Source organism: Agreia sp. PsM10, from assembly GCF_030433855.1.
Classification (GTDB): domain Bacteria; phylum Actinomycetota; class Actinomycetes; order Actinomycetales; family Microbacteriaceae; genus Agreia.
On record NZ_JARUXC010000008.1, the window covers coordinates 119499 to 141309 of the forward strand.

The following is a 21811-nucleotide window of genomic DNA, read 5'->3' on the forward strand; positions in this document are numbered from 1 at the left end:
CCTAGGCGCGCGGTGTGTCCATTCGGGAGGAGCTTGACGACCGTGCAGAACGGGATGCGCGCCACGCCTTCCACCGGGAGAGCGCGTTCGCGAGGACCCGCTTCAGCCACTGCCCCACGCGGTGCGCGGCGGGGAACTCGGTGCCGAGAATGGCGATTCCGAGGAACACGATCAGCCAGCCCGGACCGGGCAGGGGCACGAGGATGAGCCCTCCGATCACGACGATCGCACCCAGCACTCCGACGGCGAAGCGGTAGGCGAACCGGATGCGCGGGTGCCGCTCGACCCAGGCACGGGCACGGCGCAGGGCGCGGCGCACCGGATTCTGCGGGCTCTCGCCGATCTCGATCTCTCGGGTGAGGGTGTCGGTCATCGCTTCACGGTAGGCGAGAACCCTCCCGGTTGCCTGAGCAGAGCGTCGCTCCGTGAGCCTGACGAAGGGCATGCGTCCCGTTCCCTGAGCTTGTCGAAGGACATCCAAAATCTTTGTTTATCTTGCTTTCGCAGACAAACAGACATAAAGTCACATCACAACACAGCCAGACGCAGGTTCACGGACGAATCGAAAGACGAGGTCAACGACGACATGTACGCCATCGAGCGTCATCAGCAGATCGGCGAGGCGATCGGCGCGCAGGGCCGCGTCACGGTCACCGAGCTCTCCGAGCGATTCGGCGTGACCCCCGAGACCGTCCGCCGCGACCTCGATCTGCTCGAGCAGCAAGGCGTGCTGCAGCGCGTGCACGGCGGCGCCGTCGCCGGATCGAAGATCAGCCTGGCCGAGTCGACCGTCGCCGACAGGGCCGACAAGTCCCGCGACGCGAAGCTCGTGATCGCCAGGGCCGCCCTCGGCATGATCGGCGACTCGTTCCGCGGCTCGATCCTGCTCGACGCGGGAACGACGACCGGCGTGCTCGCGGAACTGCTCGCCGACTTCAGCCCCGCCCACGGCCACCCGCTGACCATCATCACCAACTCGGTTCCCATCGCGGCCGTGCTGCACCTCAACCCCGCCATCGATCTGCACCTTCTCGGTGGCAGCGTGAGGGGTCTCACCAGCGCAGCCGTCGGCGCATCCACCATCGAGCAGCTCGATCGGCTCCGCCCCGACATCGCCTTCCTCGGCACCAACGGCGTGAGCGCAGCCTTCGGCCTCAGCACTCCCGAAGAGAGGGAGGCGGCGGTCAAGGCCGCGATGATCCGCCGAGCCCGACGCTCGGTCGTTCTCGCCGACTCGACGAAGCTCGACGAGGAGGCGCTCTATCGGTTCGCCGAGCTGCGCGACCTCGACACCCTCGTCTCGAACGTCGACCCCGCCGGAACGCTGTCGGCCGCCCTCGACGCCGAGGGCGTGGAGGTGATCGTGCCGTGATCGTCACCCTCACCGTGAACCCCTCGTTCGACCGCACCGTCGAGCTCGACGCTCCGCTCGAGCGCGGTCAGGTGCAGCGCGCCGTCGTCACCGGCCAGGAGCCGGGCGGCAAGGGCGTGAACGTCTCGCGGGCCCTGCATGCGGCCGGATGCGACACCCTCGCCATCCTGCCCGGCGCGTCGGCAGACCCGCTGGTCGTGGCCCTCGAGGCGTCGGGCATTCCAACGGCGACCGTGTCGATCGACGCGCCCATCCGCTCGAACATCACCCTGACCGAACCCGACGGAACGACCACGAAGCTCAACGATCCCGGCGTGCACCTGAGTGCCCAGACGGTGGCCGAGCTCATCGACGTCGTCGTCGCATCCTGTGCCTCGGCGTCGTGGCTCGTGCTGGCCGGCTCGGTGCCTCCGGGCGTGCCCGACACCTTCTACGCCGATCTCGTGCGGGCCGTGCGGGCCGCGCCGAACTCTGCGGACTCGGCAGGGCCGCGCATCGCCGTCGACAGCTCGGGCGCGCCTCTCGCCGCCCTCGTCGCGTCGGGGGAGAGGGTCGACCTCATCAAGCCCAACGCCGAGGAGCTGCTGCAGCTGGCCGAGTCGCAGGGCCTCGACACGGGGTCTGCGACGCACGAGGAACTCGAGGCCGATCCGGCGCTCGCGGTGTCGCTCGCCGAGGCCCTGCTGTCGCCGGCCCTCGGTGCGGTGCTCGTGACGCTCGGATCGCACGGAGCCGCGCTCGTCGACTCCGGCGCCGCCTGGTTCGCGCCGGCCCCTCGGATCGTCGCCCGCAGCACGGTCGGCGCCGGGGACTGCTCGCTCGCGGGCTACGTGCTCGCAGACCAGAGAGGCGACCTGCCTGCGGGCCGCCTCGCCCAGGCGGTCGCCCACGGCGCCGCAGCCGCATCACTCCCCGGCACGACCGTGCCGAGGCTCGACCAGACGCATCCCGAACAACTCACCGTCACCACGCTTCCGCGCATTCCAGCGGAGCGAATCACCCTGTAAGGAGAACAACGATGTCTTCACTCATCACCCCCGGGCTGGTGATCCTCGACGAGGATCTCGGCACCGACCGCGCGGCCGTCATCCGGCGCCTCGCGGGGCTCGTCACCGCATCCGGTCGCGCGAGCGACACCGAGGCGCTCTTCGCCGACGCCTGGGCTCGCGAGAGCAAGACCGACACCGGCATCCCGGGCGGCATCGCCATCCCGCACTGCCGCTCGACGGCCGTGCTCGAGCCGACGCTCGCCATGGCCAGGCCGGCCCCCGCCGTCGACTTCGGCGCATCCGACGGCCCCGCCGACATCATCTTCTTCATCGCCGCGCCCGACGGCGCCGACCAGGCCCACCTCGTGCTCCTGTCGAAGCTCGCGCGCTCGCTCATCAAGCCCGAGTTCGTGACCGCGCTGCGGGAGGCTCCGAGCGCCGAGGCGATCGTCGAGCTCGTCGACGGTGCGCTGGCCGACGAGCCGGCCCCCGCGGCCGAGCCCGCCGGAGCATCGGCCGCCTCGCCCGCCTCAGCGGCCACGCCCGTCGCCGACGCTCCTGCGGACCGGCCCATCCTCGTGGCCGTCACCGCCTGCCCCACCGGCATCGCGCACACATACATGGCCGCCGACTCGCTCGTGGCGGCCGCGAAGCGCGCCGGCGCAGAGCTGCACGTCGAGACGCAGGGGTCGTCGAGCGTCACGCCGCTCGACCCCGCGATCATCGCGAACGCCGTGGCCGTGGTCTTCGCGGTCGACGTCGACGTGCGCGACAAGGCACGCTTCGCGGGCAAGCCCGTCATCAAGGCTCCGGTCAAGCGCGGTATCGACGAGCCCGACCAGATGATCGCCGAGGCGCTCGCCGCCGCGAACGACCCGCAGGCGCGACGTGTCTCGGGAGACGGCGCCGCGGCATCCACCGGCACCACGACCGACGAGCACGTGGGCCAGAAGATCAAGCGCTGGCTGCTCACCGGCGTCAGCTACATGATCCCGTTCGTCGCGGGCGGCGGTCTGCTCATCGCCCTCGGCTTCCTGCTCGCCGGCTACGACATCAACAGTCGCGCGACCGACATCATCCTGCAGAACAGCCTCTTCAACCTGCCCGACGGCGGCCTCGGAACCTACCTCGGTGCCGTCGCATTCGCCATCGGTGCGGCGTCGATGGGCTTCCTCGTTCCCGCCCTCGCCGGATACATCGCCTATGCGATCGCCGACAGGCCGGGCATCGCGGTCGGCTTCACCGCCGGCGCCGTCGCGCTCATCATGAACGCCGGATTCCTGGGAGGCCTCATCGGAGGTCTGCTCGCCGGATTCATCGCCTGGGCGCTGGGCCGGCTGCAGGTGCCGCGCTGGCTTCGCGGCCTGATGCCCGTGGTCATCATTCCGCTCGTCGGCTCGATCTTCGCGTCGGGGCTCATGGTCATCGTGCTGGGCGGCCCGATCGCCGCCCTGATGGCGGGCCTGAACGACTGGCTCTCGTCGCTCACCGGAGCGTCGGCCATCGTGCTCGGTCTGATCCTCGGAATCATGATGGCGGCCGACCTCGGCGGTCCGATCAACAAGGTGGCCTACTCGTTCGCCGTCGCCGGTCTGGCAGCGGGTTCGATCACGAACCAGGCGCCGTGGCAGATCATGGCCGCCGTGATGGCCGCGGGAATGGTTCCGCCGCTGGCGCTCGCCTTCGCGACCCTGATCGACAAGAAGCTGTTCAGCCAGGCCGAGCGCGAGAACGGCAAGGCCGCGTGGCTGCTCGGCGCCGCCTTCATCTCGGAGGGCGCGATTCCGTTCGCGGCCGTCGACCCGCTGCGCGTCATCCCCGCCGGAATCGTGGGCAGCGCCCTCACCGGTGCCATCGTGATGGGCACCGGAGTGACCTCGCAGGCACCCCACGGAGGCATCTTCGTGTTCTTCGCGATCGGCAACCTGGCGATGTTCATCGTCGCGATCCTCGCCGGAACCGTCGTGTCGGGGCTGCTCGTCGTGGCGCTCAAGCGCTGGGTGCGTCGCCGCCCGGTCGAGGGCGTCGACGGGGCCTCGGCCGATGTTACCGCCGGTGCGTCATCCGCCGCTCCGGTCCGCGCCGGCGTGCCGGTCGCGGCCCGCTGAGGCTTCGACGCCGACACCCCTTTACAGACACCCCTGAACAGACACCCCTGAACAGACACCCCTGAACAGACACCCCTGAACAGACGCCTCTTCATCGATACCTGAGATACAAGAAACGAGACACATCATGCCTGAACGCACCGCCACCATCGCCAGCCGCGTCGGACTGCACGCCCGCCCCGCATCCGTCTTCATCGAGGCGGTCAAGCGCCAGCCCGTGAAGGTGACCATCTCGAAGGGCGGCAGCACCCCGCTCGACGCCGCGAGCATCCTGTCGATCATGAGCCTGGGCGCGGCGAACGGCGACATCGTGACGCTCGCCGCCGAGGGCGACGGGGCCGAAGCGTCGCTCGAGGAGCTCGCCGCGCTGCTCGAGACGGACCTCGACGCGGAGTAGCTGCTCGTCTATGCGCTGAGGTGCGGAGAACGGCCGTTTCGATCACCAATGAAGCGGCCATTCTCCGCACCTCAGTGCATTCTTGGGTCAGGCGGCGAGGTGGAAGGTGCTCGCGAAGCGGTCGAGCAGCGCGCCGCGGCCATGCAGAACCTCCACGGCTCCCGTCTCGATCGCGCGCTGCGGAGCGAGCTCACCCGAGATGAGCCGGTGGATGGCCGGGCCGGTCGCGAAGGCGATGTCGACGGGGCCCTCGCTGCGAATCGTGTCGAAGGCCGACCCATTCACCCGGATGAACAGCTCCGCGTCGCCGATGCGGGCCGCGTACGAGGTGGCCGGTAGATCGAGTGCCACCTGCGGCTGGAAGGCCGAGCGCAGGTCCATGGTCATCGACGCGGGCGTGATGACCTGCTCGTCGCGGGCCTCGCCCATGGCCTTGAAGCCCCATGCGCCCAGTGCGAGCACCACCGGCTCGAGTTCGCGACCGTAGGCCGTCAACTCGTAGACGATGACTCTGGAGCGCGGGGCCCGCCGGATGACGCCGGCCGCCTGGAGCTCCTTGAGCCTGGTCGCCAAAATGTTGCTCGGGATGCGCGCCAGCCCCGCGGCGAGCTCGCCGTAGCGGCGCGGCCCCACGAGCAGGTCGCGTACGATCAGCAGCGCCCAGCGCTCGCCGACGAGCTCGACGGCCCGGGTGATGCCGGAGTACTGCCCGTAATCGCGCGCGGCCATCTGGCCCTAGGCCTGCTCGGCCTGCTCGGGCTGCTGCTCGCCGAATGCCTCGGGACCCTGCTCCTGCGCGACCGGGTCCATCCAGCCGAATTCGAGGAGGTTGCCGTCGGGGTCGGCGAGCTGCCGCTGGTACATGAAGCCGTAGTCGGATGCCGGCTGCGGCTCCGAGCCGCCGGCCGCAAGCCCGCTCGTCACGGCCTCGTCGACCGCATCGCGAGTGTCCATGAAGATCGCGGTGGACACGGATGGGTTCACCGCGTTGTCACCGATCGGCAGCTTGGTGAACGTCTGGAAGTACTCGCGCACCAGGATCATGAAGTAGTTGTGGCCGTCCTCGACGACGACGCAGGCCGCGTTGTGGTCGCTGAACTTGGGATTGATGCTGAACCCGAGCGACGTGTAGAACGTCTTGGCGCGCTCGAGATCGGTGACGGGCAGGTTGACGAACATCGACTTCATTGTGGGGCTCCTCAGGTGGCGGTATGAATGCTGGCGTGGCGAACTGATCTGATACTTGCAAAAAACAAGTGACCCGTCAAGACCCGCTGTCGATCCCGCCGACGCGCCGCTAGAAGCCCTCCGGGTGGCGCGGCGTGTACGGCTCGGTCAGGCGAGCGAGTTCCGACTCGGTCAGCTCGACGTCGAGCGAGGCGACGGCGTCGTCGAGGTGCTTCTGCGACGTCGCTCCCACGATGGGCGCCGTGACCGCCGACTGCTGCCGCACCCACGCGAGGGCGACCTGGGCGCGCGAGACGCCGCGCTCACCCGCGATCGCGGCCACGGCATCCACGATCGCGCGATTCGAGTCGTCGTTCGACGAGTAGAGCGTGGCCCCGAAGAGATCCTTGCCCGTGCGCTCGGTCTCGGCCTCCCAGTCGCGCGTGAGCCGGCCACGCGCCAGAGGCGACCAGGGCAGAACGCCCACCTTCTCGTCGATGCAGAGCGGGTGCATCTCGCGCTCCTCCTCGCGCTGAAGCAGGTTGTACTGGTCCTGCATCGACACGAAGGCCGTGAGCCCGTGGCGCTCGGCGACCCGCTGCGCCTTGGCGAACTGCCACGCCCACATCGACGAGGCGCCGATGTAGCGAACCTTGCCGGAACGCACGAGGTCGTGCAGGGCGCTCATCGTCTCCTCGATGGGGGTCTCCGCATCCCAGCGGTGGATCTGGTAGAGGTCGACGTGGTCCACACCGAGCCGTCGCAGGCTGTCGTCGATCGCCGACAGGATGTGCGCGCGCGACAGGCCGCCCCGGTTGGGAGCATCGCCCATGCGGCCGTGCACCTTGGTCGCGATGACCACGTCGTCGCGCTGCGCGAAGTCGGCGAGGGCGCGGCCCACGATCTCCTCGCTCGATCCGTCGGAGTAGACATCCGCCGTGTCGAAGGTCGTGATGCCCTGCTCGATGGCGCTGCGGATGAGCGGCCTGCTCGCCTCCTCGTCGAGGGTCCAGGCGTGCCCGCCGCGATCGGGGGTGCCGAAGCTCATGCAGCCGAGCACGACCTCGCTGATCTTCATTCCGGTGTTGCCGAGGCGCGTGTATCTCATGGATCGAGGTTAGCCTTGCGGGGGCTGTGTTCTCCGGGGTTAGGGTGAGCCCATGGATCTGGGTCTGCACTACTACACGTTCACCGCTCCCGAGTGGGAGACCACCCTCACCGATCGTCTGACCGAGACGGCTCGCATCGCCGACGAGGGCGGGGTGTCGCTGTTCTCGTTCATGGACCACTGGTTCCAGATGCTCGACGCCGGCGGCCCGTTCGAGCCGATGCTCGAGGGCTACACGTCGCTCGGTTACCTCGCGGGCGTGACGAAGCGGATGCGGCTCGGCCTGCTGGTCACCGGCGTGACCTACCGGCATCCGGGATTGCTGGCCAAGACCGTGACGACCCTCGACGTGCTCTCGAAGGGCCGGGCCGTGCTCGGCCTCGGCGCGGCCTGGTACGAGCGTGAGCACGCGGCGCTGGGCGTGCCGTTCCCGTCGACGAAGGAGCGCTTCGAGCGGCTCGAGGAGACGCTGCAGATCTGCCGGCAGATGTGGTCGCCGAACGACGGCCCCTTCGAGGGTGAGCACTACTCGCTGGCCGGGACGATCAGCCTTCCGCAGCCCGTGCACGGATCGGTGCCGATCCTCATCGGCGGGGGCGGCGAGCGCAAGACGCTCAAGTTCGTGGCGCAGTACGCGCAGGCCTGCAACCTCTTCGGCGCCCCGGGAGACGAGGCCCTCGCGACCGTCGCACACAAGCTCGAGGTGCTGCGCGGCCACTGCGACGAGCTCGGAACCGACTACGACGCCATCGAGAAGACGATGCTCTACCAGGGCGACCCCACCGGCGACACCGACGCCTTCCTGGCCGACATGGAGCGCTACGCCGAGCTCGGCATGACCCTCGTCGGCGTGATGCCGCCGCGCTACGTCGACCCCGTGCCGTGGACGGAGAACCTCACGACGAAGGTCGTCGGCAGACTCTCGCAGATCTGAGCTCTAGCGGGCGAGCACAAGACAGGTGGGGGAGCCGACCCCGAGCGAATCGAGAGGCTCGCCGATCAGGCCGGTCGCCGCATCCAGCGCGAACGTCGTGACCTCGCTCGAGCGTTCGTGGGCCACCCGCAGCAGACCGTCGTGAACGAGGTGGTGCCGCGGCCAGTCGCCGCCCGACGGCGACGCCTCGAGCGGGTGAGCACCCTCGTGGTCGACGCTCAGCACGGCGATGCGATTCGAGCCCCTGACGCCCACGTAGGCGCGGGTCGAATCGGCCGACAGCTCGATGTGCGCGGCCGTGTCGCCCTCGTCGGCGCCGCCCTCGATCGCCGGGGTCCGATGCGCGACGTCGAATCCGCCGTCGTCGTTCGGCGCGAGCGTGAACACCTCGACCGAGTACTCGGTCACGACCAGAACGCGCCCGTCCCGGTGCAGCGCGAGGTGCCGCGGCCCGGACTCGAACGGGAGCGTCACGAAGCCCGCGCGCACGAGCCCCCGTAGCGGGTCGTGGGTCCAGATGCGCACGACGTCGAGCCCGAGGTCGGTGGTGAGGATGCGCCCGTCGGGCAGGACGAGGCTCGCGTGCGCGCGCGAGGGTCGCGCGGTTCCGAGGGCCGGATACGCGGGGTTGCGGTGGGCGTGCGGGTCGCGCGCGGCGGGGGCGATGGTGCGCGAGACGATGCCTCCCCGCGTGTCGAGGCCGAAGAGGATCACCTGGCCGTCGCCCCAGCAGGTGACGATCGCGTAGCGGCCGCGCGGATCGACGGCCACGTGGCATCCGGCGTCGCCCGTGGTCCACGACTCGCCGAGCGGTGTCAGGGCCGGACCGAGATCGCCCTCCTCAGTGTCGCCGATCGAGTAGGCCTGCAGAAAGCCGGCCGCCTCGCAGACGGCGTAGACCACGGGTGCGGTGGGGTGCACCGCGAGGAACGACGGGGAGGGCGCTTCGGTGGCGGTGCCGAGCGACTCCAGCGATCGGCCCACGGCGGCGTCGAGCAGCTCGATGCCCACGCCGGATCCGCCGGAGTCCGAGGTGTAGGAGCCGGCCCAGAGATACGTGCGGGTATCTGTCACCTGTCGATTGTCCCACCTGTCGGTGCGCAGTGACGCGCCCGGTGCCGCGCCGAAAGGGCTACTCGGCGAGGGCGAATCCGCTCGTCCACGAGGTCTTCTCCGCCGCGGCCAGCGTGAGCTGCAGGAAGCCGAGGGCCTCGAGCTCGTGCGCGCGCTTCAGGCTGCCCGCGTCGACGGCCTTGAGCGCGCCGCCGTCGACGACGGCGGCGAGGGCCGCCTTGGCGTCGGCGTCGTCACCGGCGATGAGCACCGCGGTCTTCTCGGAGCCGACGGCACCGGTGGCCAGGGTCGCGGCGAAGTTCGTGTTGAACGCCTTGAGCACGGATGCGCCGGGTACGGCCGCGGCGATCTCTGCGGCGGACGACGAGCCGGGAGCGACGACGAGCGAGTCGAAGGTCGAGAAGTCGAGCGGGTTGGTCAGGTCGACGAGCACCTTGCCGTCGAGCTGTCCGGCGTAGGACTCGAGCACGGGAGCGACCGCGCCGTAGGGGAGGGCGAGAATCACGATGTCGCCCGTGATGGCGTCGCCGACGACGCCGGCGGTCGCCTGGGGGTTGACCGCCGCGGCCTTCTCTGCATCGCGTGCGAGAACCTGCACCGTGTTGCCGCCCGCAATCGCCACTCCGGCGATGGCCGAGCCCATGTTTCCTGCTCCGATGATGGTGACGAGCGCCATGAGAATCTCCTAATTGTCATCGATCGGACCGCAGCCCGATTTAGTTGTTGATACAAGTAATGTACGTCTACTTAGTTGTAGCGTCAACCATTCCGATAGAATGATCAGCATGAATGAGGATGTCTGGCTGAGCGACGTGCAGCAGCGCGCCTGGGTGAAGTTCATCGCCGTCGTCGAGCTTCTGCCGGGTGTTCTCGACAGTCAGCTTCAGCACGATGCCGACCTCACCCACTTCGAGTACTTCACTCTCGCGATGCTCTCCGAGGCGCCGAACCGCGTGTTCCGCATGACCGAGCTCGCGTCGGCCACGAACTCCACTCTTCCCCGGCTGTCGCACGTCGTCTCGCGCCTCGAGAAGAGGGGCTACATCGAGCGCGCCCCCTGCCCCGAAGACCGTCGCGCCACGAACGCCCAGCTCACCGAGGCGGGGTGGGAGAAGGTCGTCGCCACCGCTCCCGGTCACGTCGCCACCGTGCGCGAGAACGTGATCGATCCGTTGACGTCCGACGACGTGGCAGACCTCGACCGCATCATGGGCAAGATGCTGGTCAAGCTCGATCCCGAGAACAGGTTCCGCGTGCAGCGCTGACCGTCGTCGGCGACAATGGTTACCGGCGCGGACAGTAGCGCCCGGCACACCGGTCACATCTGTCCGCAGCGGCGACAGTAGGCCATGACGGAGGAGCCATGAAGCACACCAGCCAGGTCGAGATCGAGCGCAAGTACGACGTCGACGAGAGTGCGCTCGTGCCCACGTTCACGAGTGTCGAGGGCATCGAGAACGTGTCGGTCGACGAGACGGTCACGCTCGAGGCCGTGTACTACGACACCGACGGCTTCGACCTGCTGCGCAGGCGCCACATCGTGCGCCGCCGCGAGGGCGGTGGCGACGAGGGCTGGCACATCAAGCGTCCCGCGGCGGAGGGCCGCGCCGAGCTGCACTGGCCCCTCGACGTCGACGCGCCTGCTGGCGGCGAGGACTCGAGCGACGCATCCGCCGTGCCCGACTCCGTGCTCGAGCCGGTGCGCGCCATCGTGCGCGATCGCATCCTGATACCGGTCGCACGCATCTCGACCCGCCGCACGGCGACGCACCTGCTCGCCGCGGGCGGCGAGGCCGTCGCCGAATTCGCCGACGACGTGGTGACGGCATCGGATGTGCGGGGCGGGTCCGTGCGGGTCTGGCGCGAATGGGAGATGGAACTTCTTCCGGGCGCTCCCGACAGCGAGCAGGAGCGCACCGCGCTGCTCGACGCCCTCGAGGTCGCCGTGCTGGCCGAGGCCGCCACGGTGTCGTCGTCGCCGGCCAAGATCGCCCGTGCGCTCGGACAGACCTCGGTCGCAGAGCTGCTTCCCGAGACCGCCGCCGCGCCCCTCACATCGAAGAGTCCCGCGGCAGACGTGATCGTCGAGGCGCTTCGCCAGCTCGTCGAACAGCTCGAGCAGCTCGACCCCGAGGCGAGGGCCGACCAGCCCGATGCCGTGCACCGCATGCGCTCTACCGTGCGCCGGCTGCGCAGCGTGCTCGCGGCCTACAGCCGCCTGTTCGACGCGCAGCGGGTGGATTCGCTGCGCGATCAGCTGCGCTCCCTCGGCGCGGTCCTCGGCACAGCGCGCGACGCCGAGGTGCGCGCGCAGCTGGCCGACGACGAACTGTCCGAGATCGGACACCGGGTCGACGACGCCTCGCGCCGCCGACTGGTGGAGGGCTCGATCGAAGAGTACCGCCAGGCGCATCAGGCCGCTCTGAGGATGCTGTCGAGCGCGTCGTACTATCGGCTGTTCGACGCCCTCGACGAGTTCGTCGCCAATCCGCCGCTCTCGGAGCGGGGCGAGAAGCGCCAGTCGATCAAGGTCGTCGCTGCCAAGGTGATCGCAAGCGAACTCGCGCGTCTGCGCAAGCGGGCCGGCGCGGCCGCGTTCGCCGGGGCATCCGGATCGGGCGGCGCCGTCGACGCGCGCGGCGACCAGGCTCTGCACAGCGCTCGCAAGGCCGCCCGTCGACTGCGATTCGCGGCCGACGCGGTGTCGCAGGGCGGCACCGCGGTGCTCGGCAAGAAGTACCGGCACATCTCCCGCGAGGCCGAGCGCGTACAGGATGCGTTGGGCGACCACCGAGACAGCGCCCTGTTCGTGGAGCACCTGCTGCTGACCTCGAACCGCGCCCACGCGGAGGGCGAGAACACCTTCGTCTACGGCGCCATGACCGTGCGCGCGCAGCACCGAGGGGCCGCCGCGCTCAACGAGTCTCCGAAGGCGCTCAAGCGGCTCGATCGGCGGGCCGAGAGCCTCTGACCCGACACGGCGGAACGGACGCAGCGCTCCCTCAGAATTCGCCGCCGCTTCGGGGTTAGCATGACGCGTGTCCTTCCTTTCAGACGACAGCCGCGCGTGGCTCGCCCGCGTCGCCGAGCTCGATGCCGCAGCCGCCGCATCGCCCCAGTCCCCGCCCCCGCCCCTCGACCGCATCCGAGCGGTGCGCATGCTCGCCGCCGAACTCGAGAAGGACGCCGCGACCCTGCACGCCGTTCGTGAGGCCCGCGCATCCGGCATCACGTGGGAGGACATCGCGAACGCCGCCGGCCTCGGGGCCGCCGCGGCGAAGTGGCGCTGGCACGGAACCGACGCCGAGATCGCAGAGCGGCACGAGGCGGGGCGCAAGCGCTCGGCCCGACCGAGCAGCGTGCCCACCGACCTGCCAGGGGTGTCGGTGTCGGAGGCCGCGAAGCAGCTCGGCGTGAGCGCCCAGGCGATCTACCTGCGCATCACCCGAGGACTCCTGAGAGCCGAGACCGTCACACTGCCCGACGGGCGCACGTACAAGCGCGTCTTCCCCGACGAGAAGCCTCCGGCCTAGAGCAGCACGCTCTTCGGCAGGATGTGCAGGGTCACCGCACCGACGGGCGCCATCGGGTGCAGGGGGTCGGGATCGGCGGAGCCGGTGGGCCCGCCCAGCCTCGAGTGGCAGACGGCGCTCATGACCGCGTAGGCGTCGCCCTTGCTCCAGCCGTGGTCGACGGTGAGGAACTCGAAGAGATCCTCGTAGCCGCGGGTGATGCTCTGCTGCACCGGGTCGCCGAGGCCGACGAAGATCCATTCGTCGTCGGTCTCGACGCGCGGGGCCCGGATGCTCTTGCCCGGGATCAGATCGATGCTCACCACCGCGACACCCTCGGCCTCGATCGCCACGAACGACGATTCGCCCTCTGCCATCAGAGCGTGGATGTCGCCGATCGAGAGGTAGGCGCCCTCGACCATCACGGGCAGGTGCACCACCGATCCGGGACGGCATTCGGTCAGGTCCATGTTGCCGCCCTGCGCGTAGGCCGGCATGATCGTCGAGTTGGAGCCCTCCGCGGGGGCCGTGCCGATGCATCCGATCATCGGACGCACGGCGAAGGCGTGGCGATCGGTGACGTGGGCGCCGTCGGCGTCGAGGGGCACGCGGCGGCTGAAGAGCTCGGGCCCCATCACCGCCGACAGCGCACCCGTTCCGGGCAGGCTCACAGACCAGCCGCAGTCCTTCAGCCTGATCTCGTGGATCGTCACGGCCAGGGTGTCGCCCGGCTGGGCGCCCTCGACGAAGACCGGGCCTGTCACGGGGTTGATGCCCGCCGTGAGCTTCTGCATGTCCTTGTGCTCGTGCAGCTGGCGGTAGACCTCGTCGCTCGTCTCGAAGCCGATGCGTTCGCCCGTTCCGGGAGCGATCCGCAGAGAGGGCTCGACCGCCTCGAAGCCGAAGCGGCCGTTCTCCTTGCCGAGCAGGTGGTCGATTCCCGAGCTGTCGAGTACCCAGGTGGTGTTGCCGTGGTCTCGGCCCGGTGCGCCTGTGCCGCTCATACGTGCGCGTCCTCTTCTGCGAGTTCCGTCTTGCGGCCGGTGACCTTGTAGTAGGCGAAGACCCCGGCGCCCAGGACCAGCCAGATGAGGCCGCCGACCTTGGCCTCGACGGCCGCGTTCAGCAGCACGTAGCCGATGATCAGAAACCCGATGACCGGAACGACGAGGTGAAGCAGGTAGTTCTTCGACTTCTTCTTCACGATGTAGAAGACGATCACGGCGAGGTGCAGCAGCATGAAGCCGAACAGGGCGCCGAAGTTGACCAGCGCGGAGATCAGGTCGATCTGGCCCACGAAGAACAGCACCAGCACGGCCGAGAGGGCCGAGACGAGCAGGATGGCGTTCTGCGGGACCTGGCGCTTGTTGATCACGCTGAGGAAGCGCGGCAGCTGCCGGTCGCGGCTCATGGAGAAGAGCAGTCGACTGGTGGCGGCCTGGGCGGCCATGGCGTTGGCGATGCCGACGGCGAGCACGTTCACGACCAGGAAGGCCGTCATCCAGCCGCTGTTCGAGGCGGCCTGCACGATGGTGAAGAAGGCGTTGCCGACCTCGTCGTCGCTGAACGACTCGCGACCCCCGGCCAGCGCGCTGGCAAGCCAGGTCTGAACGATGAAGAGCACGGCGACGATGACCAGAGCGAGGATCATGGCACGGCCGGCCGAGTTGCGCCCGCCGGTGGCCTCTTCGGCCATGGTCGAGATGCCGTCGAAGCCCAGAAAGCTGAGCACGGCGATCGACAGGGCGGATGCGATGAGCGGCCCGGTGACCTTGCTCGGGTCCCACAGGGGGTCGATGGTGAAGGCCGCGCCGGGCACCGTGCCACCCGAGAGCGCGGTGACCGCGATCACGATGAAGATCACGACGAAGATCAGCTCGATGGCGAGGAAGATGCGGTTCATCAGCTTGAGCGAGCCGATGCCGAGCAGGTTGACGACGGTGTTGATCGCCACGAACACCAGCGCCCAGACCCAGCGCGGCGTGTCGGGGAAGATGCCCACCATGGACTCGGCGGCGAACACGTAGAGCAGGGTCGGCACGAGCAGGTAGTCGAGCAGGATCGCCCAGCCCGCGAAGAATCCGGCCGTGGGGTGGATGCCCCGGCCCACGTACGAGAAGACGCTTCCGGCAAGCGGAATCGACTTGGCCATCTGCTGGTACGCGAGGGCCGTGAAGATCATGGCGATGAGGCCGATGAGGTAGACCAGCGGAACCATGCCGCCGGCCGCGTTGTAGACGACGCCGAAGATCGCCCACGGCGCGATGGGCACCATGAAGACGAGACCGTAGATCAGCAGATCCACGGTCGAGACGCTTCTCTTGAGTTGCTGCTTGTAGCCGAGCGATTCGAGTTCCTGCTGGGCGGTCAGGGCGGGGCCGGACTGGGTCATGATGTGAGGTCTCTTCTGTCGGCGGTGCTGAAGTCATGCATGCTGAGGTCGTGCTTGCTCAAGAACTGCGCGATCTCGGCCCGGAATATCTCGGGCTGTTCGAGGTGCACGCAGTGGCTGGCTCCGGCGAAGACATGGGTGGTGGCTCCGGCGATGCGGGTGGCGAAGGGCTCCCAGGTGGCGGGTGTCGCTTCGTCGAACTCGCCGGCGACGACGAGCGTGGGGGTGTCGATGCGATCGAGGCGATCGACGATGGTCCAGGAACCCAGAGTGCCGACCACGTGGAACTCGTTCGGCCCGTTCATGGTGTGGTACACCGTGGGCTCCGCTTCCATCTGGTCGACGCTCTCCTGAAAATCGGGGGGCGTGGGTGTCACGCGGCAGACGTGCCGTTCGTAGAAGACGGCGGATGCCGCCAGGTACTCGGGGTCGTCGAGAGTGCCGGCGGCCTCGTGCCGGTCGAGCGCGCTCTGCACCGCGGGCGGCAGCTCGGCGCGCAAGGCGCTCGCGGCCTGCGACCACAGCGGCATCGAGGCGGGCGAGTTGCAGATGCTCACGCTCGCGAGGGCAGGATTGCGCCGGACCGCGATCTCGGCCGCGAGCATGCCGCCCCACGACTGGCCCAGCAGGTGCACCGAGTCGAGTTCGAGCGCTCGCAGCAGGTTCTCGAACTCGTCGACGAAGAGCTGTGGGGTCCAGAAGTCGGCGGGCGCGTCGGGCAGGTGCGTGCTGTTGCCGCATCCGAGCTGGTCGTAGTGGATCACCGTGCGGCCGGTCTCGTCGGCGAGCAGGCCGATGTTGCGTACGTAGTTGTGGGCCATTCCGGGGCCGCCGTGCAGCACGACGAGGGGCAGCGCTCCCCCCCGCGCGGTGTCGGGCGTCTCGATGCGCACCCATGTGGAGTGTTCGCCGAACGGGATGAGACGGGTGGTCACGGAAGACATGAGAGACATTGTGCACAAGAAAAGGTCTCACCAGAAGACCATTTGGCTCCGTTAACATGAGCGTTACATTCGGCCCGCCGACGACTCGTGGAACGGAGCATCCGATGACCGAGGAACGGACTCCGCTCGCCTCCCCGCTCGCGACCCCGATCGTGAGCTCGTCGCGGTCCGACGAGATCACCGATCGACTCATCACCGCGATCGCCGTCGGCGAGTATCTGCCCGGGTCGAAGCTTCCGCCCGAACGCGCCCTGGCCGCGTCGTTGAAGGTGGGCCGCATGGCGGTGCGGCAGGCCCTCGCCGTGCTGGTCGAGAAAGGGCTGCTCGAGACCCAGCGAGGCCGCGGGGGAGGCTCGTTCGTGCGCGAGCAGTGGGGGCCCGAGTCGGATGCGCCGGTGCAGCGCACCCTGACGGCCAGGCTCGACGACCTGCGAGACACGCTCGACGCCGTCGGATGGCTGCATGGCACGATCGCCGCGGCCGCCGCTACGAGGCGCACCGACGACGACATCGTGCGGCTCGAGCAATGCCTCGCCGGATACCGGTCGGCCGAGTCGGGCCTGGCGTCGCAGAAGGCCGACGAGCAGCTGCACCTGGCCATCGGCCGATCCACCCACAATGCGACCCTGCAGTCGCTGCTGCTCGACCTCGAATCGCGCATCAGCATCTCGGCCCCGGCTCACCTGTGGGGGTCGCCCGAGGGTATGCGCGAGATGGAGCTGCGCGCCCTGGGCGATCACGAGGAGCTGGTCGGCGCCATCGTCGAAGGCCGCGCCGACGATGCGAGCCGCATCGCCTCGCAGCACGTGCACATCGACCTCGAACTCATCGAAGCCGCTCTGGCCCGCTCGCTCGCGACCCACTGAGTCGCCGACACTCGCTGTGTGGTCGGCGCGGTGGCGAGTGGTTGGATTGAGTCATGGATTCCACGACGACCGACGCCTACATCGACGACTTCGCCCGTTTCATCCTGGCGTCGCCGAGCTCGTATCACGCGGTGGCCGAAGCCGCCCGGCGGCTCGACGAGGCCGGATTCTCGCGACTCGACGAGGAGCGCGACTGGAGCGTGCGAGACGACGCGGGTGTGCAGGACGGACCCGAGCGGCGCTACGTGATCCGCGACGGAGCCATCATCGCGTGGATCCAGCCGAGCGGGGCATCCTCGACCACGCCGTTCCGGGTGCTCGGGTCGCACACCGACTCGCCCGCGTTCAAGCTCAAGCCGAAGCCCACGATCTCGAACCGCGGATGGCTTCAGGCCGGCGTCGAGGTCTACGGTGGCCCGCTGCTCAACTCGTGGCTCGACCGCGAGCTCGAGCTCGCCGGCCGGCTCATCACCCGCGACGGGCGTGAGCACCTCGTGCGCACCGGCCCCTACCTGCGCATCCCCCAGCTCGCCATCCACCTCGACCGCGAGGTGAACTCCGGGCTCGTGCTCGACAAGCAGCGTCATCTGACCCCCGTCTTCGGCGTGGGCCACGCGGGCGACCTGCTCGCTCACCTCGCGCATCTCGGCGGCGTGCCCGCGTGGGATGTCGCGGGGTACGACCTTCTGACCGCCGACACCCAGGCGCCGGCCCGCTTCGGCAAAGACGGCGAGCTCTTCGCTGCGGGGCGCATGGACAACCTCTCGTCGGTCTACGCCGGACTGGTCGCGCTGATCGCGGCCGCGGCCGCGGCCGACGAGACGGCCGGCGGCGGTGCCAAGCACATCAGCGTGCTCGCCGCCTTCGACCACGAGGAGCTCGGCAGCGAGTCGCGCTCCGGCGCATCCGGCCCCCTGCTCGACGACGTGCTCACGCGCATCGGGGCCGGGCTCGGCGCGACCCAGACCGACCGCCTGCGCGCGTATGCCGCATCCTGGTGCCTGTCGGCCGACGCCGGCCACGCCATCCACCCGAACTACCCCGAGCGGCACGACCCCGTGAACACGCCCATCGCGGGCGGCGGGCCGCTGCTCAAGATCAACGCGAACCAGCGCTACGCGACGGATGCGCTCGGTGCGGCCCTGTGGGCGCGCGCCTGTGAGCGGGCGGGCGTGAGCTACCAGGAGTTCGTCTCGAACAACGCGGTTCCGTGCGGATCGACGATCGGCCCGCTGACGGCGACGAGGCTCGGGATCCGCACGGTCGACGTGGGGGTTCCGCTGCTGTCGATGCACTCGGCCCGCGAGCTGTGCCACGTGAACGACCCGGTGGCGCTGTCGGCCGCGGTGGGGGCGTTCTTCGCGGGGGCGTAGGCCTGCCGTTCCCTGAGCCTGTCGTTCCCTGAGCCTGTCGAAGGGGCTCCCTTCGACAAGCTCCCTTCGACGAGCTCAGGGAACGGGGCGCTAGATCAGACCGTCGCTCAGGTGGTTCGGCGTGCCGAAGCGGTGGGCCGTGATCGACACGGCCTGCTCGTGCAGGAACGGCAGCAGCTCGATGCGGCCCGACTCCGTGACGTCGCCGGCGTACACGGCCAGGTCGGGGCGGCCGCCCGTGGCGATCGCCAGTTCGCCGGCCGATGCGCCGACGAGCCGGATCGTCGCATCCGACATCGTGTTCGCGCGGGCCAGCCACGCCTCGTCGCTCTCGATGCGCATCGACAGGCCGCACTCCGAGACGGCGGCGCGCAGCTCCGACGGCAGCGCCACAGCGGCCGACACCTCGATCGGCGCGCCCGAGACGAACGCGGCGGCGAGCACGCGGACGACGTGCGCATCGCGGGCCTGGCTGCCGAAGCGGATCGTCACCGGGCGCGGAACGTAGCGGAACACGTTGCGCTCGGCGCTCAGGCCGGACACGTCGCGCGCCGTGCCGAACTCCGACGCCCACGCGGCGGCATCGCTCGCGACGGCTCGACGCAGGCTGCCGAACTCGTCGGCTCCGAGCTCGGTCGCCGCCGCGTCGATCAGGCGCCGAACCGACGCGTTCGCCACCGGGGCGTCGGCCTGGCTCACGGCCGTCTGCCACGACCCGAGGCCGAGCAGGTAGTTCGGCCCGCCGGCCTTCGAGCCGGGGCCGACGACCGACTTCTTCCAGCCGCCGAAGGGCTGCCGGCGCACGATCGCACCGGTCGTTCCGCGGTTCACGTAGAGATTGCCGGCCTGGATGCGCGACAGCCACACGCCCAGTTCGGTCGAGTTCAGCGAGTGCAGTCCCGCGGTCAGGCCGTAGTCGATCTCGTTCTGGATCTCGATGGCCTCTTCGAGGGTCGCCGCGGTCATGATGCCGAGGATCGGTCCGAAGTACTCGGTGAGGTGGTACTCGGATCCTCGGCGCACACCGGCGCGAACTCCCGGGCTCCACAGGGCGCCGCTGTCGTCGAGGCGCTCAGGCTCGACCAGCCACGTCTCGCCCTCGCCGAGGGTCGTGAGGCCCGAGAGCAGCTTGCCCTTCGCCTTCTCGATGATCGGGCCCATCTGCGTGCTGGGGTCGGCCGGGTAGCCGACCGTGAGCGACGACACCGCATCCACCAGCTGGGTGCGGAAACGGCGCGAGGTCGCGACCGAGCCGACCAGGATCACGAGCGACGCGGCGGAGCACTTCTGCCCCGCGTGGCCGAACGCCGAGGCGACCACGTCTTTGACGGCGAGGTCGAGGTCGGCCGACGGGGTCACGATGATGGCGTTCTTGCCGCTGGTCTCGGCGAGCAGGGGCAGGTCGGGGCGGAACGAGCGGAACAGCTCGGCCGTCTCGTATCCGCCGGTGAGGATCACGCGGTCGACGGCGTCGTGGGCGATGAGCGTGCGGCCGAGCGCCTGGTCGGCGAGCTGCACGAGGCGCAGCGCCTCGCGGGGGACTCCCACCCTCCACAGCGCCTCGACCATCACCGCGCCGGAGCGGCGGGCCTGGCGCGCGGGCTTGATGACCACGGCGCTTCCCGCGGCGAGGGCCGCGAGGGTGGAGCCGGCCGGGATGGCCACCGGGAAGTTCCACGGGGGAGCGACCACCGTCAGCGCGGCCGGCACGAAGTCGGCGCCGTCGATGGCGTCGAGCTCGCGGGCGCGCTCGGCGTAGAAGTGGGCGAAGTCGATGGCCTCCGACACCTCGGGGTCCGACTGGTCGAGGGTCTTGCCGGTCTCACTGGCCATGACCTCCATGAGGTCGGCGCGCGAGAGGGCGAGCTCGTCGCCGGCCCGGTGCAGCACCTCGGCGCGCTCGGCGCCAGAGAGCCGACCCCATGCGGAACCGGCCGTGGCCGCGGTCTGGATGACGGCATCCAGTTCGCTGTCGTCGTGCACGATCGACGCGGCGATGGTGTCGTCACCGAGCAGCGACGACGGAACGCGGCGCAGGATCTCGAGGCCCCACGCGCGGTTCTGCGGCAGGGCGGGGTCGGTGTCTGGAGTGTTGTCGAAGCCGGTGCGCGTTGCCGGGGCGTCGGCAGCGGTGCGGTTCTGGGTGCGGTTCGGCTGCGGAACGGCGCCGTCGAGCTCGGCGAGCGAGGCCTCGAAGCGCTCGCGCTCGCGGTTGAACAGCGCCTCGTTCTCGCTGAGCTCGAACACGGCCGACATGAAGTTCTGCTGGCTGGCGCCCTCTTCGAGGCGGCGGATGAGGTAGGCGATCGCCACGTCGAACTCCTGCGGGTGCACCACGGGCGTGTAGAGCAGGAGCGATCCGACCTCGCGGCGCACCGCCTCGGCCTGGCCCTGCGCCATGCCGAGCAGCATCTCGAACTCGAGCCCGGCGGTCACGCCCCGCTTCTGGGCGAGCAGCCACGCGAACGCGATGTCGAAGAGGTTGTGGCCGGCCACGCCGATGCGCACGTTGTCGATGCGGTCGCGGTGCAGCGCGTAGTTCACGACGCGCTTGTAGTTGGTGTCGCTCTGCTTTTTCGACGACCACGTCGCGAGCGGCCAGCCGTGCAGGCTCGCCTCGACCTCCTCCATGGGGAGGTTCGCGCCCTTGACGATGCGCACCTTCACCCCGGCCCCGCCCGCGGCACGGCGAGCGGATGCCCAGTCCTGCAGGCGGATCATCGCGGAGAGGGCGTCGGGCAGGTAGGCCTGCAGCACGATCCCGGCCTCGAGCTCGTGAAAACGCGGGTCGTCGAGGATGCGCATGAACACCGCCATGGTGAGGTCGAGGTCCTTGTACTCCTCCATGTCGAGGTTGATGAACTTGGCCGGAGTGCTCGCGGCCGCGCGCTCGAAGAGCGGGGTGAGGCGCTCGACGATGTGGGCGACGGCCTCGTCGAAGGCCCAGGCGGAGTGCGGGGCGACGGTGGAGGAGACCTTGATCGACACGTAGTCCACGTCGTCGCGCGCGAGCAGGCGGTGGGTTCCCTCGAGGCGGCGGGCGGCCTCGCCCTCGCCGAGCACGGCCTCGCCCAGCAGGTTGACGTTGAGCTTCGTGCCGTCGGCGTGGGTGCGCAGCTTGGCGATGGCCGAGCCGAGCCTGGCGTCGGTGGCGTCGATGATGAGGTGACCGACCATGTTGCGAAGCACTCGACGGGCAATGGGGATGGCGATGGCCGGGGCGACGGGAGCGGCCAGGCCTCCTAGGCGAACGGCGCTCTTCAGGTACCACGGCAGGAACGCGGGCACGTCAGGGGCCAGGGCGCGCAGGTTGCGGGCGGCGACGCCCAGGTCTTCGGGACGCACCACGCCGTCGACGAAGCCGACCGTGAAGTCGAGGCCCTTCGGGTCCTTCAGCACGCCGGCGAGGCGCTGCGCCGAGGCGTCGGCCGGGATGGCGGCGGCCTCGGTGAGCCAGCGGCGAACGAGCGCGGTGACCGCCTCGGAGGTGGGAAGATCTGCGCGTTCGGCCGGCGCGGACGCGGGCGTGGTGGAGTCGGCTTCCGGGTGTGCGGCGATGTCGGTCATGGGTTCAG

At 69.6% G+C, this 21811-nt stretch carries 20 protein-coding genes; 10 read left to right on the forward strand and 10 right to left on the reverse strand.

Going from position 1 to position 21811, the window contains the following annotated elements; all coding sequences use genetic code 11:
- Nucleotide 1: 1 nt before the first annotated feature.
- Nucleotides 2-373, reverse strand: a complete 372-nt coding sequence (locus tag QCD70_RS11970; RefSeq protein ID WP_301216492.1) for a TIGR02611 family protein — start codon at nt 371-373, stop codon at nt 2-4.
- A 213-nt stretch (nt 374-586) separates the two neighbouring features.
- Between QCD70_RS11970 and QCD70_RS11975 the strand changes: the two genes are divergently transcribed.
- The 4 genes from QCD70_RS11975 to QCD70_RS11990 all read left to right on the forward strand — a co-directional run bounded on the left by QCD70_RS11975 (nt 587) and on the right by QCD70_RS11990 (nt 4866).
- Entirely contained in the window at nt 587-1372 is a 786-nt protein-coding gene (locus QCD70_RS11975) for a DeoR/GlpR family DNA-binding transcription regulator (protein ID WP_301216494.1), read from the forward strand.
- Nucleotides 1369-2379, forward strand: coding sequence for a 1-phosphofructokinase family hexose kinase (locus QCD70_RS11980; RefSeq protein WP_301216496.1), 1011 nt, complete (start codon nt 1369-1371; stop codon nt 2377-2379). The genes QCD70_RS11975 and QCD70_RS11980 overlap by 4 nt, the downstream gene beginning before the upstream one ends.
- 11 nt (nt 2380-2390) lie before the next feature.
- Nucleotides 2391-4469: a PTS fructose transporter subunit IIABC gene (locus QCD70_RS11985; protein WP_301216498.1), complete on the forward strand. Its 2079-nt coding sequence runs from the start codon at nt 2391-2393 to the stop codon at nt 4467-4469.
- Nucleotides 4470-4596: 127 nt separating this feature from the next.
- Nucleotides 4597-4866, forward strand: coding sequence for an HPr family phosphocarrier protein (locus tag QCD70_RS11990; protein WP_301216500.1), 270 nt, complete (start codon nt 4597-4599; stop codon nt 4864-4866).
- Nucleotides 4867-4953: 87 nt separating this feature from the next.
- On the opposite strand, the gene QCD70_RS11995 is transcribed toward QCD70_RS11990, so the two are convergent.
- The 3 genes from QCD70_RS11995 to QCD70_RS12005 all read right to left on the reverse strand — a co-directional run bounded on the left by QCD70_RS11995 (nt 4954) and on the right by QCD70_RS12005 (nt 7141).
- Entirely contained in the window at nt 4954-5595 is a 642-nt protein-coding gene (locus tag QCD70_RS11995; RefSeq protein WP_301216502.1) for a winged helix-turn-helix transcriptional regulator, read from the reverse strand.
- 6 nt (nt 5596-5601) lie between these two features.
- Nucleotides 5602-6054 (reverse strand): VOC family protein, encoded by a 453-nt coding sequence (locus QCD70_RS12000; protein WP_301216504.1) that lies wholly within the window; start codon nt 6052-6054, stop codon nt 5602-5604.
- A 109-nt stretch (nt 6055-6163) separates the two neighbouring features.
- On the reverse strand, nt 6164-7141 hold the full coding sequence (locus tag QCD70_RS12005) for an aldo/keto reductase (protein WP_301216506.1): 978 nt from the start codon (nt 7139-7141) through the stop codon (nt 6164-6166).
- 52 nt (nt 7142-7193) lie between these two features.
- On the opposite strand from QCD70_RS12005, the gene QCD70_RS12010 reads away from it, so the two are divergent.
- Nucleotides 7194-8075: an LLM class F420-dependent oxidoreductase gene (locus QCD70_RS12010; protein ID WP_301216508.1), complete on the forward strand. Its 882-nt coding sequence runs from the start codon at nt 7194-7196 to the stop codon at nt 8073-8075.
- Nucleotides 8076-8078: 3 nt separating this feature from the next.
- Here QCD70_RS12010 and QCD70_RS12015 read toward each other — a convergent pair whose 3' ends face one another.
- The gene (locus tag QCD70_RS12015) at nt 8079-9149 is read right to left on the reverse strand and encodes a lactonase family protein (protein WP_301216510.1); all 1071 of its coding nucleotides are present in this window, start codon (nt 9147-9149) and stop codon (nt 8079-8081) included.
- Between the two features lie 58 nt (nt 9150-9207).
- The gene (locus QCD70_RS12020; protein WP_301216512.1) at nt 9208-9825 is read right to left on the reverse strand and encodes an NADPH-dependent F420 reductase; all 618 of its coding nucleotides are present in this window, start codon (nt 9823-9825) and stop codon (nt 9208-9210) included.
- 109 nt (nt 9826-9934) lie between these two features.
- Between QCD70_RS12020 and QCD70_RS12025 the strand changes: the two genes are divergently transcribed.
- From QCD70_RS12025 to QCD70_RS12035, 3 genes are all read left to right on the forward strand, one after another.
- Nucleotides 9935-10414 carry a MarR family winged helix-turn-helix transcriptional regulator gene (locus QCD70_RS12025; RefSeq protein WP_301216514.1) on the forward strand — a complete coding sequence of 160 codons (480 nt, stop codon included), beginning with the start codon at nt 9935-9937 and terminating at the stop codon, nt 10412-10414.
- A gap of 98 nt (nt 10415-10512) precedes the next feature.
- Nucleotides 10513-12120, forward strand: a complete 1608-nt coding sequence (locus QCD70_RS12030) for a CYTH and CHAD domain-containing protein (RefSeq protein ID WP_301216516.1) — start codon at nt 10513-10515, stop codon at nt 12118-12120.
- A gap of 67 nt (nt 12121-12187) precedes the next feature.
- Entirely contained in the window at nt 12188-12682 is a 495-nt protein-coding gene (locus QCD70_RS12035) for a hypothetical protein (protein WP_301216518.1), read from the forward strand.
- Here the strand turns inward: QCD70_RS12035 and QCD70_RS12040 are convergent.
- From QCD70_RS12040 to QCD70_RS12050, 3 genes are read right to left on the reverse strand one after another with little or no spacing between them, the layout of a single operon-like run.
- Nucleotides 12679-13665 carry an acetamidase/formamidase family protein gene (locus QCD70_RS12040; RefSeq protein ID WP_301216520.1) on the reverse strand — a complete coding sequence of 329 codons (987 nt, stop codon included), beginning with the start codon at nt 13663-13665 and terminating at the stop codon, nt 12679-12681. The genes QCD70_RS12035 and QCD70_RS12040 overlap by 4 nt on opposite strands.
- Nucleotides 13662-15053, reverse strand: a complete 1392-nt coding sequence (locus QCD70_RS12045) for an APC family permease (RefSeq protein ID WP_301216522.1) — start codon at nt 15051-15053, stop codon at nt 13662-13664. The genes QCD70_RS12040 and QCD70_RS12045 overlap by 4 nt, the downstream gene beginning before the upstream one ends.
- Complete coding sequence (locus QCD70_RS12050; RefSeq protein WP_301216523.1) at nt 15050-15997, reverse strand: proline iminopeptidase-family hydrolase; 948 nt, start codon at nt 15995-15997, stop codon at nt 15050-15052. Before QCD70_RS12050 ends, QCD70_RS12045 begins: the two co-directional genes overlap by 4 nt.
- 104 nt (nt 15998-16101) lie before the next feature.
- On the opposite strand from QCD70_RS12050, the gene QCD70_RS12055 reads away from it, so the two are divergent.
- Nucleotides 16102-16863, forward strand: a complete 762-nt coding sequence (locus QCD70_RS12055; protein WP_301216524.1) for a FadR/GntR family transcriptional regulator — start codon at nt 16102-16104, stop codon at nt 16861-16863.
- Nucleotides 16864-16916: 53 nt separating this feature from the next.
- Nucleotides 16917-18236 carry a M18 family aminopeptidase gene (locus tag QCD70_RS12060; protein ID WP_301216526.1) on the forward strand — a complete coding sequence of 440 codons (1320 nt, stop codon included), beginning with the start codon at nt 16917-16919 and terminating at the stop codon, nt 18234-18236.
- Nucleotides 18237-18326: 90 nt separating this feature from the next.
- On the opposite strand, the gene QCD70_RS12065 is transcribed toward QCD70_RS12060, so the two are convergent.
- Nucleotides 18327-21803 (reverse strand): bifunctional proline dehydrogenase/L-glutamate gamma-semialdehyde dehydrogenase, encoded by a 3477-nt coding sequence (locus QCD70_RS12065; protein ID WP_301216528.1) that lies wholly within the window; start codon nt 21801-21803, stop codon nt 18327-18329.
- Between the last annotated feature and the right edge of the window lie 8 nt (nt 21804-21811).